The organism is Mycobacterium sp. NGS41, assembly GCF_059812725.1.
Genome location: NZ_JCALDF010000025.1, coordinates 12,299 through 29,346, shown reverse-complemented (window position 1 = coordinate 29,346; position 17,048 = coordinate 12,299). Strand labels below are relative to the sequence as shown.

Genomic DNA, 17,048 nt, shown 5'->3' with positions numbered 1-17,048 from the left:
TAACAGTATTAAGGGCTGTGCATGCTGTGGACAGTTGGGTCTTCGCGCAGCTAGGGGAGTGGCGGGGTTGTGGATGACGGCCTCGGCGGCTGTGCGGTTCATGTTGGGCCGCTGGGGACGAGGTCCGGATGTGCACGGGCCTGCGAGTGGTTACGGGTTGTTTACCGCGTGTGTGCACAGCCTCGTACACAGCGCATTGATGTGACTGGTGTGACGGGGGAGCGAGAAGTTTTTTGAAAAAAATGCTGCGGGTGAGGGTCCGAATCAGCGCTTGGAGCGCTGACGAATGCGGGTGGTGAGCTCTTTGACGTGATCGAACACCTCGCGCCGCTGCGCCATCTCGGACAGAATCTTGCGCTGGGCGTACATGACCGTGGTGTGGTCTCGCCCGAACGCCTGGCCGATCTTGGGCAGCGACAGGTCGGTGAGCTCGCGGCACAGGTACATCGCGATCTGCCGTGACTGAGCCAATGCGCGGGTCTTACCCGGCCCGCGCAGCTCCTCGACCGTGGTATCGAAGTATTCGGCGGTGGCGGCCATGATGGTCGCCGCGCTGATCTGCATGGTGCTGGCGTCGGCGATCAAATCTCGAAGAACGATCTCGGCCAGCGCTTTGTCGATCGGAGTCTTGTTCAGCGAGGCGAACGCGGTGACCCGAATGAGGGCTCCCTCGAGCTCGCGGATGTTGCGTTCGATGCTGCTGGCGATCAGTTCAAGGACGTCGTCGGGGACCGCGAGCCGTTCCATCTGTGCTTTCTTGCGCAGGATGGCGATGCGTGTTTCCAGCTCCGGGGGCTGCACGTCGGTGATCAGCCCCCACTCGAAGCGGGTCCGCAGCCGGTCTTCGAGGGTGGCGAGCTGTTTGGGTGGGCGGTCGGAGGAGATGACGATCTGTTTGTTGGCGTTGTGCAACGTGTTGAAGGTGTGGAAGAACTCTTCCTGAATACCTTCCTTGCCCTCGATGAACTGGATGTCATCGACGAGCAGCACGTCGACGTCGCGGTAGCTGCGCTTGAACGCGACCTTGCGGTCGTCACGCAGCGAGTTGATGAAGTCGTTGGTGAACTCTTCGGTAGAGACGTATTTGACCCGCATGCCGGGGAAGAGCCGTTGTGCGTAGTTGCCGGCGGCGTGCAACAGGTGCGTCTTGCCCAGGCCCGACTCGCCCCAGATGAACAGCGGGTTGTAGGCACGCGCCGGTGCTTCGGCGATCGCCAGCGCGGCCGCGTGAGCGAACCGGTTGGAGGCGCCGATGACGAACGTCTCGAAGGTGTAGCGGCGGTTGAGGCTGGTTCCGCTGCCGTTGCCGGATTCGGCGGGACGCTTGGTGAAGTAGGTCGGCCAGCTCTGGTGGCTGCTGCCGAGCGTCTCACCGTTTTCGTAGGCTTCGTCGCTGTCCAGGTCGTTGTCGAGGCCGGCGTCGGTGCCGAACTCGTCGACTGGTGGGAAGACCTCGGCGGAGGAGAAGGCGGTGTCGTCGACGTCGTTCTCACCGGCCGGCGCGATGCGCACGCCCAATTGGATCTGCTGTCCCAGCCGGCGGCTCAGCGCGTCGGTGATCGGCGTGCGCAGGTGACGTTCGATCTCGTTTTGCACGAAACTGCTGGGCACCGACAGAAGAGCAAAGCCCTCCACGATGGTCAGTGGCTGGACGAGGTTGAGCCAGGCTCTTTGCTGGGGAGTCAGCGGTGGGACAAACGCTGCGCCGTTACTGGTGCCGTCGTCCGGATCTGACTCGCCGTTGAGCTCGGAAACGACCGCGTTCCACACCTTCGTGAAACCCGAACCGGGATCATCGGTCAACGACGCATCTCCCTGGTTCTCGCAAATTTAGGGTCGAGTACAACCGCTTTTGGTGACCGGAACAACTGTCCACATGCTTATCCACAGCTGTGGACAGGAGGATCATAAACTAGCCGCTGCCTCGCGGCGACGGCTTACGAACTCCGTTCTGGGGACAACCCGTGCGGGTCGTCTAGGCGCTCGTCGTTCTGCCATCCTTGCTTGGTTGTCGACCGCCGCTCCAGTCCGAGACCGAAGCTAACAGTTTTCTGTTCGGCTGCCAACAGTTTCGCGCCATTACGGCAAGGTTCATTTCGATTGTGTTCGCCGGGCGTGGGTTGGGTTGGCTGCCAATGCAGGTCGTGCGTTGGGGGAGGCCAGGTTTGACCCGGCGAACACACGTCAGTACCCTCAAAAAGTCGCCCGAAAGTCGGCGATACGGCTGCGACCCAGACTGACACCGAAATGACAGCTTGGGGACCGCGCCGGCCAGTAGCAAGACAAGCCCCAACCGATCCCGGGCGCCCTGCGGACCAACACAGTTGCAAAGTGCGTGCGGCCGGATGGCTCGGATACTCGAGCCAGCTACAACGAGGAGAACGCCGTGGCCAAGGGCAAGCGGACCTTCCAGCCCAACAACCGGCGCCGAGCCCGCGTGCATGGTTTCCGTCTGCGGATGCGCACCCGCGCCGGGCGTTCGATCGTGTCCAGCCGCCGGCGCAAGGGCCGGCGCGCGCTGTCTGCCTGATCGCAACACCGGGTCCGTGGGCGGTGCTTCCCGCACATAACCGCATGAGGCGGTCAACCGAGTTCGACGAGACGGTGAAATACGGGATGCGCACCGTGCAGCCCGACGTCATCGTGCACGTTCGACGCTGCAGTGGTCAGCACGCGGGCAAAGGCCCGCGGGTGGGACTGATCATCGCCAAGCCGGTGGGTTCGGCCGTAGAGCGGCACCGAGTGGCACGCCGACTGCGACATGTCGCGCAAACCATGTTGGACGACCTCCATCCATCCGACCAGGTGGTCATCCGGGCGCTGCCGAGCAGTCGGCACGTGTCCTCGGCGTGGCTGGAACAACAATTGCGAGCCGGCTTGCGGCGTGCGTTCGAGCTGGCGGGAGCCTCCCGGTGAGGGGCTTTTTTAGGGGGATGGCCGGGCCCGCGGCGCGCGGCCTGATTTACCTGATTCAGCTTTACCGGCACATGATTTCGCCGTTGCGGCCGGCATCGTGCCGCTTTGTTCCGACCTGTAGCCAGTACGCCGTCGATGCGCTGAGCGAGTACGGCGTGATTCGGGGGAGTTGGCTGGCCGCGGCCAGACTCGCCAAGTGCGGACCGTGGCATCGGGGTGGATGGGATCCGATACCAGAGCGCGGCGAATGCGATGCGCACCGCGCAAACCTCAGGAGTGAGTCTTTTGTCGTTTGATCCTTTCAGCCTCGACTTCGTCTACTACCCCGTGTCGGGGATCATGTGGCTTTGGTACAAGCTGTTCGCCGCGGTGCTGGGTCCGTCGAACTTCTTCGCGTGGGCGCTGTCGGTGATGTTCCTGGTGTTCTCGTTGCGTGCACTGCTGTACAAGCCCTTCGTGCGTCAGATCCGCACCACACGCCAGATGCAAGAACTGCAGCCGCAGATCAAGGCGCTGCAAAAGAAGTACGGCAAGGACCGTCAGCGCATGGCGCTGGAAATGCAGAAGCTGCAGCGCGAACACGGGTTCAATCCGATCCTGGGCTGCCTGCCGATGCTGGCGCAGATCCCGGTATTCCTGGGGCTGTACCACGTGCTGATGTCGTTCAACCGGACACAGTCCGGCATCGGCCGGATGGGCCTGTCCGTCGATCAGAACCGCAGCCTGGGCAACTACGTGTTCAGCGCGAAGGACGTGGGGCACTTCCTGGACGCGAACCTGTTCGGGGCGCCGATCGGCGCGGCGATCAGACAGACGACCGGGCTGGACGCGTTCAGCCATTTCGACCGGGGCGCGTTGATCGCGGTCAGCCTGCCGGTGATGATCCTGGCCGGCATAGCGACGTACTTCAACAGCCGGGCGTCGGTGGCGCGACAGAGCCCGGAGGCGGCCGCCAACCCGCAGACCGCAATGATGAACAAGCTTGCGCTGTACCTCTTTCCGCTCGGTGTATTGGTTGGGCCGATCTTCTTCCCGATGCCATTGGCGATCATCTTGTACTGGGTCTCGAACAACATCTGGACGTTCGGCCAGCAGCACTACGTGTTCGGCATCATCGAAAAAGAGGACGAGGCCAAGAAGCAGGAAGCCATCGCGCGCCGGGCAGCCAACGCACCGCCGCCGGGGGCCAAGCCGAAACGCCCAGCCAAAACGTCGCCGGCGACGGTCGACGGACAAACCACCGTTGCCGACGAGAAAGCCGAGTCCGACTCGGAGACCCCTGACGGGCAAGTGGCCGAGGCGTCCAGAGCCCCCGCGGCCCCCGCGAAGAAGCCGAGCCCAACCGCACGGAACAACAGCCCGGGCAACCGAACGCCGCGTCCAGGCGCGCGACCGAAAAAGCGCAAACGCTGACCTGGGCCCGACAAGACAGACGAGAGGCAAGGGAGACAAAGCCATGACCGACGCCGACACCACCGAGCGCGACGTTGATACCGACCTGGCGGCCGAGGAGGTTGCCGGGGAGGTTGCGGATGACGCGACGACGGCAGTAACCCCTGACACCCCAGTCGACGAAGCCGACGCCGACGAGGGCGAGGCCGACGACCTGGAGGAGCGCTTGGTCGCCGAAGGGGAGATCGCCGGCGACTACTTGGAAGAGTTGTTGGATCTGCTCGACTTCGACGGCGACATCGACTTGGACGTCGAGGGTAGCCGTGCGGTGGTGAGCATCGACGGCAGCGACGACCTGAACAAATTGGTCGGCCGGACCGGCGAGGTGCTCGACGCCCTGCAGGAACTTACCCGCTTGGCGGTGCACCAGAAGACGGGCGTTCGTAGCCGGTTGATGCTCGACATCGCGAGCTGGCGGCGTCGGCGCCGCGACGAATTGGCCGCGCTGGGTGACAAGGTGGCGCGGCGGGTGCTGGACACCGGTGAGCGCGAAGAGCTCTCTCCGATGACGCCGTTCGAACGAAAGATCGTCCACGACGCCGTGGCGGCGGTGGCCGGCGTCCGTAGCGAAAGCGAAGGCGCGGAGCCGTCCCGGCGGGTTGTCGTCCTGCGCGACTGACCGCGACTGGATTACGCTCTCCCCGCGGCTGCAGCAGAAGCCTCCGGAAGGGCCAGCCGGAAGCCCCCCAGAAGAATAAAGGAATGTTTCACGTGAAACATGGCGGCTCTTGCGAGCGGGCGACGACGGCGATGGCCGGCGCTGCGCCCGACGCGGCGGCCGAGGTGTTCGGGGCGAAACTCGACCTCGCGCGGCGCTACGCAGACATCCTTGCGAGCGACGGGGTCGTACGCGGATTGCTCGGACCGCATGAGGTGGGCCGGCTGTGGGAGCGTCACCTCCTCAACAGCGTCGCGATCGCGGAGCTTCTCGAGCCCGGCGACCGGGTAGTGGACATCGGCAGCGGGTCCGGCTTGCCGGGGTTGCCCCTGGCGATCGCGCGTCCGGACGTCGAGATGGTTCTCCTCGAACCGCTGCTGCGCCGTAGTGAGTTCCTGCACGAGGTGGTCGCCGAACTCGGGTTGCCAGTCGAAGTGGTGCGCGGCCGCGCCGAGGAGCGTTGGGTGCGCGACCGCATCGGAGGCAGGGACGTCGCGGTATCCCGTGCGGTGGCGGCGCTGGACAAGTTGACGAAGTGGAGTATGGCGTTGCTACGACAGGAGGGCACGATGCTCGCGATCAAGGGAGAACGCGCTCACGACGAAGTCCAGGAGCACCGGCGTGTGATGTCGGCGGCAGGAGCGGTGGATGTCAGGGTGGTGACATGTGGCGTGAACTATTTGGCTCCGCCCGCAACCGTGGTGTCGGCGCGACGCGGGAAACAAACGCGGCCGGCGCGAACGGCGAACAGGTCATCACAATGACGTCCCCACGGGTGCCGACAGCGACGACACACGAAGTGCCGCACGAAGCCGCACCGGCCGCACAGGGCCCGACCCCGGGCGTGGCCGCGAATGTTTCACGTGAAACATCGACCGAACACGACACCCCGATCGGAGCCGCCGCGGAGCGCGCGATGCGGGTGCTGCACACCGTGCACGAGCCGCTGCAGCGGCCACCGCACCGGCGGGTGTTCACCATCGCCAATCAAAAGGGTGGCGTGGGCAAGACGACGACCGCGGTCAACCTCGCCGCCGCACTGGCCGTGCAGGGACTCAAGACCCTCGTCATCGACCTGGACCCGCAGGGCAACGCGAGCACGGCGCTCGGCATCACCGACCGGCAATCGGGCACGCCCTCGTCGTACGAGGTCCTCCTCGGCGAAGTCCCGCTACAGACCGCGCTGCGGCGCAGCCCGCACAGCGAGCGGCTGTTCTGCGTGCCGGCCACCATCGACCTCGCGGGAGCCGAAATCGAATTGGTCAGCATGGTGGCGCGGGAGAATCGGTTGCGCACCGCCCTGGCCCAACTCGACAAGCTGGACTTCGACTACGCCTTCGTCGACTGCCCGCCGTCGCTCGGGCTGTTGACGATCAATGCCCTGGTCGCCGCGCCCGAGGTGATGATCCCGATCCAGTGCGAGTACTACGCGTTGGAGGGAGTGTCACAGCTTATGCGCAATATTGAGATGGTGAAGGCCCATCTCAACCCGCAACTCGAGGTGACCACCGTCATCCTGACCATGTATGACGGCCGGACCAAGCTCGCCGATCAGGTGGCCGCGGAGGTGCGCCGCTACTTCGGAAGCAAGGTGTTGCGCACCGTCATCCCGCGTAGCGTCAAGGTCTCGGAAGCCCCGGGCTACAGCATGACGATCATCGATTACGATCCCGGTTCACGCGGGGCGATGAGCTACCTGGACGCAAGCCGGGAACTCGCCGAGCGCGATCGACCACCATCCGCGAAGGGACGACCATGACGCAGCCGTCACGCAGGAAAGGCGGCCTGGGCCGTGGGCTGGCTTCGCTAATTCCCACCGGGCCCACCGATTCCGAGGGCCGGCCGACGCTCGGCCCAAGGATGGGCTCCGCGGCAGCCGATGTCGTCATTGGGGGGCCGTCGCCGGAGGCCGCGGCAATCGGTGCGGTCTACCGGGAGATCGCACCGGGTGACATCGAGGCCAATCCCCGCCAGCCCCGGCAGGTGTTCGACGACGACGCGCTAGCCGAGCTGGTTCACTCCATCCGCGAGTTCGGCCTATTGCAGCCGATCGTGGTGCGGGCGGTCAGCGGGTCGCAGAGCGGCGCGCGCTACCAGATCGTGATGGGGGAGCGGCGCTGGCGGGCGGCTCAGCAAGCCGGCCTGGCCACCATCCCGGCCATTGTGCGGGAGACGGGCGATGACAATCTGCTGCGCGACGCCCTGCTGGAGAACATCCACCGGGTCCAGCTGAACCCCTTGGAAGAGGCGGCGGCCTACCAGCAGCTGCTCGACGAATTCGGGGTCACCCACGACGAACTGGCGGCTCGCATCGGTAGGTCGCGTCCGCTGATCACCAACATGATCCGGTTGCTCAAGCTGCCCATCCCGGTGCAGCGCCGAGTGGCGGCGAACGTGCTGTCCGCCGGTCACGCCCGGGCGCTGCTGTCCTTGGAGGCCGGCCCCGACGCTCAGGAGGAACTGGCCGGCCGGATCGTCGCCGAGGGATTGTCGGTGCGGGCCACCGAGGAGGCCGTCACGGTCGCTAATCACGAGGCCAACCGAGGTGGAACGGCCAAGCCCGCGCATCCGCGGCGCAAGCCGATTCAGATGCCGGGCCTGCAAGATGTTGCTGAACGACTGTCGAACGCCTTCGACACCCGCGTGACCGTCACCCTCGGCAAACGCAAGGGGAAGATTGTGGTGGAGTTCGCTTCGGTGGACGATCTGCAACGCATCATCGACATGATGACCGCATCCAAGGTGTGACCGGGCATACCCTGTAATTACGTCACTGTGACACTGAGTCGGTTTTGCCTCCCGTGGCAGGCGCGTCAGAAGCCGCTATCCAACCGAGACCCGGTGTGCATCAAGCCATTTCGTCATCCCGGTAGCGGCGTTGGCGCGCCAGGGGATAGGTGCGGAGATCGTTCGGGTGGGGGATCGCGCGTGGCGGCGATAAAACTGGCCCGATGCCGAGAAACTCTCCTATCCTGGAGAGGTTGCCGGTGCAGCCCGGCCTGGGGGCAGCCGGGCCGCAGTACCGCACGGAGGCCAGGAGACTAGTGTCTGCTCGAATCACACCGCTGCTGCTCGAAGCCTTCGAGCAGCTTCCCAAGCACGCACGCCGCTGTGTCTTCTGGGAGGTAGACCCCGCGACCCTCGGTAACCACGACCACCTCGCCGATCCCGAATTCGAGAAAGAGGCGTGGTTGTCGATGGTGATGCTGGAATGGGGTTCATGCGGCCAGGTTGCGACGGCCGTCCCCGACGAGCGCAGCAAGGCCGAGCCGCCCTGCTTGGGGTATGTCCTCTACGCTCCGCCGGGGGCGGTACCGCGGGCACACCGGTTTCCCACCGCGCCGGTGTCCGCGGATGCGGTGTTGCTGACGTCGATGGGTATCGAGCCCGGGCCGGCCGCCGACGACCTGCCGCGCAGCCTGATCGCCCGCGTGATCGACGAGCTGGTCCGGCGCGGAGTTCGCGCGCTGGAGGCTTTCGGCCGCACGTCGGCGGCCTCCGAATTGCAGGACCCGCGCGCGGTGGGTGCCGACGTGCGGCCGGTGCTGGAGGCGCTGGGCGACTGTTCGGTGGACCACTGCATCATCGATGCGGACTTTCTGCAGGACATGGGTTTCGTTGTGGTTGCACCACACCCGTACTTTCCGCGGCTGCGGCTGGAGCTCGACAAGGGTTTGGGATGGAAGGCCGAAGTCGAGGCCGCGCTGGAGCGCCTGCTGGCGAATGCTCAACTGCAACAACCGGTCGGGGCGGGGTCGACGGCCACCACGGGCTGTTTCAAGGTTAGCGCTTTGCGCAGCTGAACACACCAGTCACTCCCGTCACCGGAGAAGAGACTTGTGTCTTGTTGTCCACCTCCAAGCGACAATTGGCTTGCCGCGCAACGGTTATCGCTCGGAGGTGGACGAAATTGCACACGCCCGACATGCTGTGACGGATGGGACTCATGCGGAAACGCATGGCCAACCAAGCGGCCACGCTCCGGAACGTTACGAACCGCTCCGACTGGCCCGTTCCCGTTCCACCGACAATTCGTGAGCCAGCAATTCGGCGAAAGTGAATGTGCCAGTGGGGCGATCGTTCTTGCCCAACAGATACAGGCGTTTCACCGCGGCGAGAATACCTTCGGCGATGGCGTCGCGGGTCTGCGTCGAGACCAGCATCCCGCGATCGCGGGGGTTGGTGATATAGCCGATGTCGACCTGAACGGTCGGCATCCGGGTCAGCCTCAGCAGGTCCCACGTCCGGCCATGGGTGCGGCAGTCCCGTAAACCGGTGCGGGCCACCACTTCTCGTTGAATGAAGTCGGCGAGGTTGCGGCCGATGGTGGAGACCGAACCGTGCGAGTTGCCGAAGTGAAACGAGGCCACGCCGTTGGCCGAGGGGCTGCCCTGGGATTCGCAGCGCAGGCTGATCATGAGGTCGGCGCCGACGTTGTTGGCGGTGGCCGCCCGCTCGGCGTCGGACGGGCTGCGATTCGTCGGCCGGGACAGAAATGTCTCCATACCGATGGCGGTCATCCGGCCCTCAAGGCGACTGGCCAAGTCCCACAACACATCTGATTCGCTGATGGGGCCGTCCGGACTTTGGGTGATCAGGCCGTGGTCGGCGCCCCCGCGGCCCGGATCGATAATGATCCGCTTACCAGACAGTTTCGGGCCGGATCGCCGCACCAGCTCCTCCTCGCGGATGGCGTGCGGCGAACCACCGGTGACCCGCGAACTCAGAAAGTATAAGGAGCGCAACGTTTCCGGGCCACAGATACCGTCGGCGGCGAGCCCGTACTCACGTTGGTAGGACATCAGCTCGTTGTGGGTCTGCAGCCCGAAGTAGCCGTCCACCAGACCGGTGTAGAAACCGAGGTCTTGCAGCCGGGCCTGCAGCGTGGCCACGTCGTCGCCGTAGAGCGGCGCACCAAACTGGTGATACAGAGTGCGGGCGCCGAGCCGGTAGGAGGCCTCCTTCAGCGCCCGGTAGGTGGCCTCGCCGACGATGCCGTCCACGAGTAGTCCGCGATGCTGCTGGAAGGCACGTACCGCCTGGTCGAGCTCGGCGTCGAACACGTCGAACGCGACATGCCTGCCGGTGGTCAGATCCTCGTCGGTGTTGTCCAGCATTCCCAGCGCGGCGAGCGCAGCCCGAATCTCGGTAACAGCGGCGCTACGGTCGCCAGCGCGCAGCGCGTCGCCGGCTTCGCGGCGCGGACTCGACATACCAAGGGCCCTCCGGGACGACCTGATCTCGCTAACCAATGCACAACTGTTAGCCGGTATTGTCGCAGATCCTTGCGGATTTTCGGAAAACCCCAGGCTAACCGAGCGTGTGGTGCGGCGAATCAGACTCAGCGATTCTCGATGGCGGCGACCCGTCCCCCAGCTTCGCGGGGGTACCCCAACGCCCGGCCTCGCCGCGCTCGCGATCGCCGCGATTCTCGATGGCGGCGACCCGTCCCCCAGCTTCGCGGGGGTACCCCCAGCGCCCGGCGCCGCCGCGCTTGCGATCGCCGCTGTATCGAATGGCGGCGCCCCGTCCCCCAGCTTCGCGGGGGTACCCCCAGCGCCCGGCGCCGCCGCGCTCGCGATCGCCGCTACGAGAGCCCGGGAACCGCCTCGGAAAGCTCGCGCAGCAGCGCTCCCTTACCCTTGGCGCCGACGATCCGTTTCACCGGCTGGCCGTCCTTGAACAGGATCAGCGTGGGGATGGAGACAACCTGAAAATCGCGAGCCGTTTCCGGGTTGGCGTCCACGTCGAGCTTGGCGACAGTGAGCTGATCTGCGTGCTCGGTCCCGATTTCCTCGAGCACCGGCGCCACCATTTTGCACGGTCCACACCAGGTTGCCCAAAAGTCAACCAGCACAGGCTTATTGCTGGACAACACATCCGTCGAGAAAGATGCATCGGACACTTCGACTGTGGCAGCGGCCTTTTCGGTGTCGGTGATCTTGTCGCTCATCGTTGTGCTCCAATCAAATCGGTAGTGTCAGCGGTTCCGGCCGTTTCGCCGCCGGCGGCCGAATCTGCGTGCTCGGCCAGCCAACGCTCGGCGTCGATGGCCGCAGCACAGCCACTGCCCGCCGCGGTGACCGCCTGCCGGTAGGTGCGGTCCACCAGGTCTCCGGCCGCGAACACGCCCTCCAGCGAGGTGCTCGTGGTGCGCCCTTTCGCCAGTACGTAACCGTCCGGGTCGACGTCGACGGCATCGCGCACCAATTCCGAACGTGGCTCGTGGCCGATCGCGACGAACACCCCGGTCACCGGCAGCGTGGTTTCTTTGCCGCTGATCGTGTCGCGCACCCGCAGTCCGGTCACCGTCGTGTCGCCTTCGACGGCGACCACGGTGTGGTGGGTGAGGAACTTGATCTTGTCGTTGCTGCGGGCGCGATTGAGCATGATCTTGGAGGCCCGGAACTCGTCGCGGCGGTGCACCAGGGTGACGCTGCGGGCGAAGCGGGTCAAGAAGGTCGCCTCCTCCATTGCCGAGTCACCGCCGCCGATGACGGCGATGTCCTGGTCGCGGAAGAAGAACCCGTCGCAGGTGGCACACGAGCTCACGCCCCGGCCCAGCAGCTCCTGCTCGCCGGGCACGTGCAGGTAGCGCGCCGCGGCGCCCATGGCCAGGATCACGGCGCGGGCGCGATGGGTTTCCCCCTCGGCGGTGACGACGGACTTGACCGGTCCGTCCAGCGACACCGACTCCACGTCTTCCATCCGCAGGTCCGCGCCGAACCGCATCGCCTGCTCGCGCATCTCGTCCATCAGCTCCGGGCCGGTGATGCCGTCGCGGAAGCCGGGATAGTTCTCCACGTCGGTGGTGGTCATCAGCGCGCCACCGAACGAGGTGCCTTCGAAAACCAGCGGCGCCAGCTGGGCGCGCGCGGCGTAGAGAGCCGCGGTGTATCCGGCGGGGCCCGAACCGATAACGATTACTTCGTGGACAGTGTCATCTGCAGATGCGGTCATGCGAGCCTTTCGGGGTACCAGAGCTGACAAGAGCTCTCAAGAGCTCCCAAGAGCTAAGCCTATGAACGCCAGCGTAGGCGTGGCTGTTCCCGAGCAGTTCGCACCACGCCCTGAACGGCGCCCCGAGCCCCTACGATCGGGGAATCTGGGTGCTGGCCATCAGGCCGGTGTCAACAGCGCTGCAGTTCAGGGCCACCGCAAAGACGGCCAGGTCCTGGGGCGTGTCGCCGGGCAGCACCAGCAGCACCGCGGGACGCGCGTTCACCTCGACGGGCCGTGCGCCCAGGACCGAGGTGGTCGGCGGATAGCCCAGGCCGCGCAGGCATGACGCACGTTTCGACGGGTCCTCGAGAGCGCCGTGCGTGCCGTAGTCGGGGCTCCGACTGAGCAGCTCGAGGATCTGCGGCTGCGACAGCGGGATCGCGGCCGTTGGGCCCGCGGCTGACCCTGGCACGGTGAGGTGCTCGGCGGTGGCCGGCGAGCTCGCCATTGGCGAGGGCGCGTTCAGCAGCGCCGATGTACCCACACCGATCGCGGCGGCCAGCGCGCACAAACCGGCGATGCCCGCGACCAGGCGGCCCGGACGGATTGGGGGACGGGCGAAATGACTGGCACCGGAGTCGGTGCCTGCGGCGCCGAGGTCGGTACGCACCCGGTTCAAGGCCCGCAAGATGCCTTCGGCCTCCGGATCCGCTCGGACCCGTCTGCGCACCCGAGCGGCGGCTTCGTCGTCCAGCAGCCCGGCCTGCAGGTCGGCGAGCAGATCAACGGTCAGCGGCGGGTCCGGGTCGCCTGTGCCGTGCTCCGCCGGATCGTTATCGGGTTCACCCATCCGCCCCAGTGTCCGTCATGCACAGTTCGATGGCCATGCACAGGGGGCGCCCCCATCACTGGCAGGGTCCCGGCGAGCGGTCCGGCGTGGCGCTGACGCCGGTGTTGAGGTAGCCGAGCAGCCCCGCGAGCCGGGCGCGGCCGCGGGCGCATCGGCTCTTGACGGTGCCCTCGGCGACGCCCAGCAGCCGGGCGGTGTCGGCGATCGAATAGCCCTCCATATCGACGGCCACCACCGCTGCGCGCTGCTCGACCGGGAGCCGCATCAGGGCCCGATGCACAACAATTGCCGTCTCGACCTGCGCCGTGCGATCGGCTACCGGATGGACGTCCTGCAACGGACTGGTCGGGTGGGCTTTGGCGCGCCGCAGCCGGTCCAGGCTGGCGTTGACCACGATGCGGTGCAGCCAACTGCGCACGGCGGCGTCATTCCGGAACGAACCCGCGCCGCGATGGGCGGAAAGCATGGCGTCCTGCAGCGCGTCTTCGGCGTCTTCGGGGGAGCGGCTGGTCAGGCGGGCGAGCCGGTGCAGCTGCCGTCTATGGCGGTGGAACAACTCGTCGAAGGCGTAGCGGTCGCCGGCGACGTGGGCGGCCAGCAATTCGCCATCGGTGCGGTCCCGCTTGATGTTTCGCCCGAAGCCCACGAGCCGGGACAGTAGCCAAACGGGTATCGGGCGGCACTTCACCCGAAACCCTGTTAGGACGCGGCTTGCACCGTGATTTCGGAGATGCTGGCCTGGCTCTTGCCGTTCATGGTGCCCAGCGTGGAGATCCACACCAGCAGGTTGGAGGTTGGGGAGGAGGACTTGACGGAGATGGTGTTGCGGCCTGGCTTGAGCGCCGTGGCCGACGTCAGCAAGGTGGTGTCCTCAAGCTTTGACGGATTCGGTGAGTTGGCGGAGCGGATCTCGACCTTGGTGCCGGTGCTGGCGACGTCGATGGTGACCGCTCCGACGACCGTCGGCTTCGGCAGCTGCAATATCAGCCCGACGCCGTTCTTGAAGCCGGGGAAGGGGACCGGGTCGCTGTAGACGTCGGTTTCCCAGGACGTGCTCGAGTTGCCGTCGATCGCGTTGCCGGCCGCGCCCGGGGAGTCGGCTTCGCCGCCGGGGGAGAAGACGGTGGCTTTGGTGGGTTTGACGACGCTGCCGGCAGGCGCGTTGCTGGCCGAAGCCGATGCGGTCGACGAGGTCTGCGTGTTCAGGCCGAGCTCGTCCTTGTTGAAGCCGCCGACGTTGCCGAAGATCTTGCTTACCACCGACGCCAGCACCAGCAGAGCCACCACGATGATGGTCAGGCCGGCGCCGACACCGATCAGCAGGTTGCGGCGCCGATTACCCAACAGCCCGGCGTCGCGAACCGTCGGCGCGCGCCGCGTCACGGTGGCCGGCGGCTCGTCGATCGGGCCGGAATCCTCGATCGGACCGAGCACCTCGGTGCGGTCGGCCACCGCGGTCGCCTGCTGCAGTAAGTTCAAAAGCGTTGACGCGCTGCGGATCCCGCCGTCTTCTTGAACCGACCGGACGGCCACCGCCGAAATCTGGAACGGGATATTGGGTTCGATGACAGTCGGCTCGAGCGGGTTGCCCGAGGCATCCCGCTTGGCCGGTGCCAACCCGCTGCGCACCCCGGACTCCCGCAGCGGCCACCTGTTGACCAGCAGGGCATACAGCGCCGCGCCGATTCCGCGGATGTCGTTCTGCGGGCTGGCGTCTGGCATGGTCGCCGGGTATGCCAGCACGACGTCGCCTTCGATGCTGACCCGCACCCGGGTGGGGTGGTCGATCGACAGCGCGACGCCGGCGCGGTGGGCCGCCGCGGCGGCCGCGGCCAGCGACTGCATCGCCCGTACGGCGCCGACAGGTGACGGAGCGGTGTCGGCGACCTCCTGCAGCGAACCGCCGCGAATCCACTCCGAGACCACCAGGCCACCGGCGCCGGTGTGGACGACGTCGAGCACCCGGGCGACCCCGGGGGTATCGATCCGGCTGAGCCGCAGCGTGCGGGCCAGGATCTCCTGCAGCACCTCGGGGGGCAGTGCCCCGTCCGGATCGACGAAGGTCAGCGCCACCTGCCGGTCCAGGGCGGTGTCCAACGCCTGCCAGAACTGCAAGGGCGGTGCTCCGCCGTGGAAGACCAGCAGTCGGTAGCGGCCGCCGGAGATGCGTGCGCCGGGAACCAGGTGGAGATCGTCGGGGGACACCGACGATTCGGGGCCGCGCTCGCGGGGAGCGTCGAATGACAGCGCCGAACGCGTGCGATCGGCTGAGAGATCGCCGTTCGGCTGGTCGGACGGGCGTGGCGCCGACATAGGGCCCGAACCGGGCTCGGCGTCGTCACGGGTGTCGGGAATGTCGGGCTGGAAGTCGTCGGCGACCGGTCGCGGCAGTTCGTGGGCGTTCGCGGAGTCGGATGCGAAAGCGGACTCGGTGCTCTCCAATGGGTGGTCGCTCACCTCCGGTCCTTTCGCTATCCCGGGTTTGGCGACCCGCTCGGGAGGTCTGCGCCGGATGAGCTCCTGGACCGCATTTGCCCCCGGCGGGGTCGAATTCCTCTGCTCAGGGTACGTGACCGGGCCGCCGCGAGACGATTTCACCGCTGCCGGGGCTTTTCGGGGTGGTGCGGCTCGGCGTATCCGCCCCCGTACGGCGCCCAGCGCCGCGCGCGCCTCCGGAACCTGCCCGCCCAGCATCACCGCGGCCATGATCGGCAGCATGATCGTGGCCAGCGCCAACAGCCGCAACAACGACCCCGCGCCGCCGAAGTGAGCCGTCAGCTCGCCCAGCCGCAGCAGCCGGTCGGCCACATGGGCGAGCAGGCCGGCGAGCAACGACGCAGCCGTCGTCACCAGGATGGTCCGCGCCTCCGTGGCGCCGACAAGGTGGCCGCCGCGTGGCAGCAGGGAACGTCGCAGCAGGTAGTAGCCGAGGATCGCACCGGCCAGGAACCCCAGGCCGTTGGCCAGTCCCAGGTAGCCGGCGACCAGCTTGGGGTCGCTGGTGACGTGCGGCGCGAGCACCGAGCCCGCGATCTTGACGCTGGTGATGACGAGGATGATCACGATCGGCGTCCAGGGCTGCTCGCGGGCGTAGAACACCCGCAGCTCGAGCAACACCAGTCCGTAAGGGATCAACGTGAACGCGGACAGCGAGATCGCCGCGCCCAGGTAACCGGCGTCCACGCCGCCGAAATGGCCATATGCGAACAAGGCGCTGCCCATCGCCGGCCCGCCGACGGTCATGAACGCCACGATGGGAATCAGCGTGATCAGGGTCAGGCGGGCGGCCAGTGAGAAGTCGGCGAGGACGGCCGGGGTGTCGTCGGCGGCGGCGTTGCGGCTCAGCCGCGGCATCACCACGGTCAGCACGGTGACCCCGATCATGCCGAACGGCAGCATCAACACCAGCCAGGTGTAGTTGTAGATCGCCGGCCCGGAGGCCGCCGCGGTGCTGGCGATCTGGTTGCCGATCACCAGGCCCAGCTGACTGATCAGCACATAGAGCACCATCGCGGCGGCCATCGCCCCAAAACGCTTGAGCCGCTCGTCGATTCCCCACAGCGGCCGCAGGCTGATGTGCTGGCGGCCGATCGCCACCAGCAACACCCCGGCCTGCGCGAACACCCCCAGGCTGCTGCCGACGGCGAGCACCAGCAGCTTGGTGTTGCCCATTCGGACCGGGTCGACGGACAGTTCGCCGGGCACCAGCAGGTACACCACCAGGCTGGCGATCGCTACCACGTTGTTGACCACCGGCGCCCACGCCGGCGGCCCAAACACGTTGCGGGTGTTCAGAATTGCCATGAACACCGAGGTGAGGCCGTAGGCGAGGACCTGGGGCAGCACCAGGTAGGCGAACGCTGTGGTCAGCGGCTGGTTGACCTGTGGGTCGCGCCCCAGCATCAGCCGCACCAGCAGCGGCGCGGCCAGCACCGACAGCACGGTGGCGATTAACAGGAGTGTGGTCGTCAGCGTGACGAGCCGCCGCACGAACGCCGCGCCGCCGTCGGGGTCGCCTTGCTCGGCGCGGGCCAGCACCGGAACGAAGATCGCGGTGAACGTCGCCTCCAGTACCAGCGCGGCGACCAGGTTCGGGAGCTGGTTGGCCACCGAGAAGGCGCTGGACAGCGCGGCGCCCAGGATCGCGGCGAGCAGCACGATGCGGGCAAAGCCGGTGATCCGGCTGATCAACGTCGCGAATGCCATTCCCCACGACCGCGATACCAGCGC

The 17,048-nt window shown here is 66.6% G+C and carries 16 protein-coding genes; 9 read left to right on the top strand and 7 right to left on the bottom strand.

Annotation, left to right across the window (positions count from 1 at the left end):
• Positions 1-264: 264 nt before the first annotated feature.
• Positions 265-1,803: a chromosomal replication initiator protein DnaA gene (dnaA, locus tag AC5Y21_RS19695; protein ID WP_499914882.1), complete on the bottom strand. Its 1,539-nt coding sequence runs from the start codon at positions 1,801-1,803 to the stop codon at positions 265-267.
• A 583-nt stretch (positions 1,804-2,386) separates the two neighbouring features.
• On the opposite strand from dnaA, the gene rpmH reads away from it, so the two are divergent.
• From rpmH to AC5Y21_RS19650, 9 genes are all read left to right on the top strand, one after another.
• Positions 2,387-2,530, top strand: a complete 144-nt coding sequence (gene rpmH, locus AC5Y21_RS19690; protein WP_073880743.1) for a 50S ribosomal protein L34 — start codon at positions 2,387-2,389, stop codon at positions 2,528-2,530.
• Between the two features lie 23 nt (positions 2,531-2,553).
• Complete coding sequence (gene rnpA / locus AC5Y21_RS19685; RefSeq protein ID WP_499914881.1) at positions 2,554-2,916, top strand: ribonuclease P protein component; 363 nt, start codon at positions 2,554-2,556, stop codon at positions 2,914-2,916.
• A gap of 17 nt (positions 2,917-2,933) precedes the next feature.
• The gene (yidD, locus tag AC5Y21_RS19680; RefSeq protein ID WP_499914880.1) at positions 2,934-3,212 is read left to right on the top strand and encodes a membrane protein insertion efficiency factor YidD; all 279 of its coding nucleotides are present in this window, start codon (positions 2,934-2,936) and stop codon (positions 3,210-3,212) included.
• Positions 3,193-4,329 carry a membrane protein insertase YidC gene (gene yidC, locus AC5Y21_RS19675; protein WP_499914879.1) on the top strand — a complete coding sequence of 379 codons (1,137 nt, stop codon included), beginning with the start codon at positions 3,193-3,195 and terminating at the stop codon, positions 4,327-4,329. Before yidD ends, yidC begins: the two co-directional genes overlap by 20 nt.
• A 43-nt stretch (positions 4,330-4,372) precedes the next feature.
• Positions 4,373-4,987: a Jag family protein gene (locus AC5Y21_RS19670; RefSeq protein WP_499914878.1), complete on the top strand. Its 615-nt coding sequence runs from the start codon at positions 4,373-4,375 to the stop codon at positions 4,985-4,987.
• A gap of 131 nt (positions 4,988-5,118) precedes the next feature.
• A complete protein-coding gene (gene rsmG / locus AC5Y21_RS19665) occupies positions 5,119-5,790 on the top strand; it encodes a 16S rRNA (guanine(527)-N(7))-methyltransferase RsmG (RefSeq protein ID WP_499914927.1) in 672 nt (223 codons plus the stop codon).
• On the top strand, positions 5,787-6,785 hold the full coding sequence (locus AC5Y21_RS19660; RefSeq protein ID WP_499914877.1) for a ParA family protein: 999 nt from the start codon (positions 5,787-5,789) through the stop codon (positions 6,783-6,785). The genes rsmG and AC5Y21_RS19660 overlap by 4 nt, the downstream gene beginning before the upstream one ends.
• Entirely contained in the window at positions 6,782-7,774 is a 993-nt protein-coding gene (locus AC5Y21_RS19655) for a ParB/RepB/Spo0J family partition protein (protein ID WP_499914876.1), read from the top strand. Before AC5Y21_RS19660 ends, AC5Y21_RS19655 begins: the two co-directional genes overlap by 4 nt.
• Before the next feature lie 296 nt (positions 7,775-8,070).
• A complete protein-coding gene (locus AC5Y21_RS19650; RefSeq protein WP_499914875.1) occupies positions 8,071-8,829 on the top strand; it encodes an acetyltransferase in 759 nt (252 codons plus the stop codon).
• Between the two features lie 186 nt (positions 8,830-9,015).
• On the opposite strand, the gene AC5Y21_RS19645 is transcribed toward AC5Y21_RS19650, so the two are convergent.
• From AC5Y21_RS19645 to AC5Y21_RS19620, 6 genes are all read right to left on the bottom strand, one after another.
• Entirely contained in the window at positions 9,016-10,239 is a 1,224-nt protein-coding gene (locus AC5Y21_RS19645) for an N-acetylmuramoyl-L-alanine amidase (RefSeq protein ID WP_499914874.1), read from the bottom strand.
• 374 nt (positions 10,240-10,613) lie between these two features.
• Positions 10,614-10,967, bottom strand: coding sequence for a thioredoxin (trxA, locus tag AC5Y21_RS19640; protein ID WP_499914926.1), 354 nt, complete (start codon positions 10,965-10,967; stop codon positions 10,614-10,616).
• 8 nt (positions 10,968-10,975) lie between these two features.
• Positions 10,976-11,986: a thioredoxin-disulfide reductase gene (gene trxB, locus AC5Y21_RS19635; protein ID WP_499914873.1), complete on the bottom strand. Its 1,011-nt coding sequence runs from the start codon at positions 11,984-11,986 to the stop codon at positions 10,976-10,978.
• Between the two features lie 130 nt (positions 11,987-12,116).
• Positions 12,117-12,818 (bottom strand): RsmA family anti-sigma factor, encoded by a 702-nt coding sequence (locus AC5Y21_RS19630; RefSeq protein WP_499914872.1) that lies wholly within the window; start codon positions 12,816-12,818, stop codon positions 12,117-12,119.
• Between the two features lie 55 nt (positions 12,819-12,873).
• On the bottom strand, positions 12,874-13,464 hold the full coding sequence (gene sigM, locus AC5Y21_RS19625; protein WP_499914871.1) for an RNA polymerase sigma factor SigM: 591 nt from the start codon (positions 13,462-13,464) through the stop codon (positions 12,874-12,876).
• Positions 13,465-13,517: 53 nt separating this feature from the next.
• On the bottom strand, positions 13,518-17,024 hold the full coding sequence (locus tag AC5Y21_RS19620; protein WP_499914925.1) for a lipid II flippase MurJ: 3,507 nt from the start codon (positions 17,022-17,024) through the stop codon (positions 13,518-13,520).
• Positions 17,025-17,048 lie beyond the last annotated feature (24 nt).

Excerpts from the sequence above, each read along its gene's own strand:
- AC5Y21_RS19660 (WP_499914877.1), top strand. The coding sequence starts at position 5,787 with ATGACGTCCCCACGGGTGCCGACAGCGACGACACACGAAGTGCCGCAC.
- trxB (WP_499914873.1), bottom strand. The coding sequence starts at position 11,986 with ATGACCGCATCTGCAGATGACACTGTCCACGAAGTAATCGTTATCGGT.
- AC5Y21_RS19645 (WP_499914874.1), bottom strand. The coding sequence starts at position 10,239 with ATGTCGAGTCCGCGCCGCGAAGCCGGCGACGCGCTGCGCGCTGGCGAC.
- AC5Y21_RS19630 (WP_499914872.1), bottom strand. The coding sequence starts at position 12,818 with ATGGGTGAACCCGATAACGATCCGGCGGAGCACGGCACAGGCGACCCG.
- AC5Y21_RS19620 (WP_499914925.1), bottom strand. The coding sequence starts at position 17,024 with ATGGCATTCGCGACGTTGATCAGCCGGATCACCGGCTTTGCCCGCATC.
- AC5Y21_RS19670 (WP_499914878.1), top strand. The coding sequence starts at position 4,373 with ATGACCGACGCCGACACCACCGAGCGCGACGTTGATACCGACCTGGCG.
- rsmG (WP_499914927.1), top strand. The coding sequence starts at position 5,119 with ATGGCCGGCGCTGCGCCCGACGCGGCGGCCGAGGTGTTCGGGGCGAAA.
- yidD (WP_499914880.1), top strand. The coding sequence starts at position 2,934 with ATGGCCGGGCCCGCGGCGCGCGGCCTGATTTACCTGATTCAGCTTTAC.
- AC5Y21_RS19655 (WP_499914876.1), top strand. The coding sequence starts at position 6,782 with ATGACGCAGCCGTCACGCAGGAAAGGCGGCCTGGGCCGTGGGCTGGCT.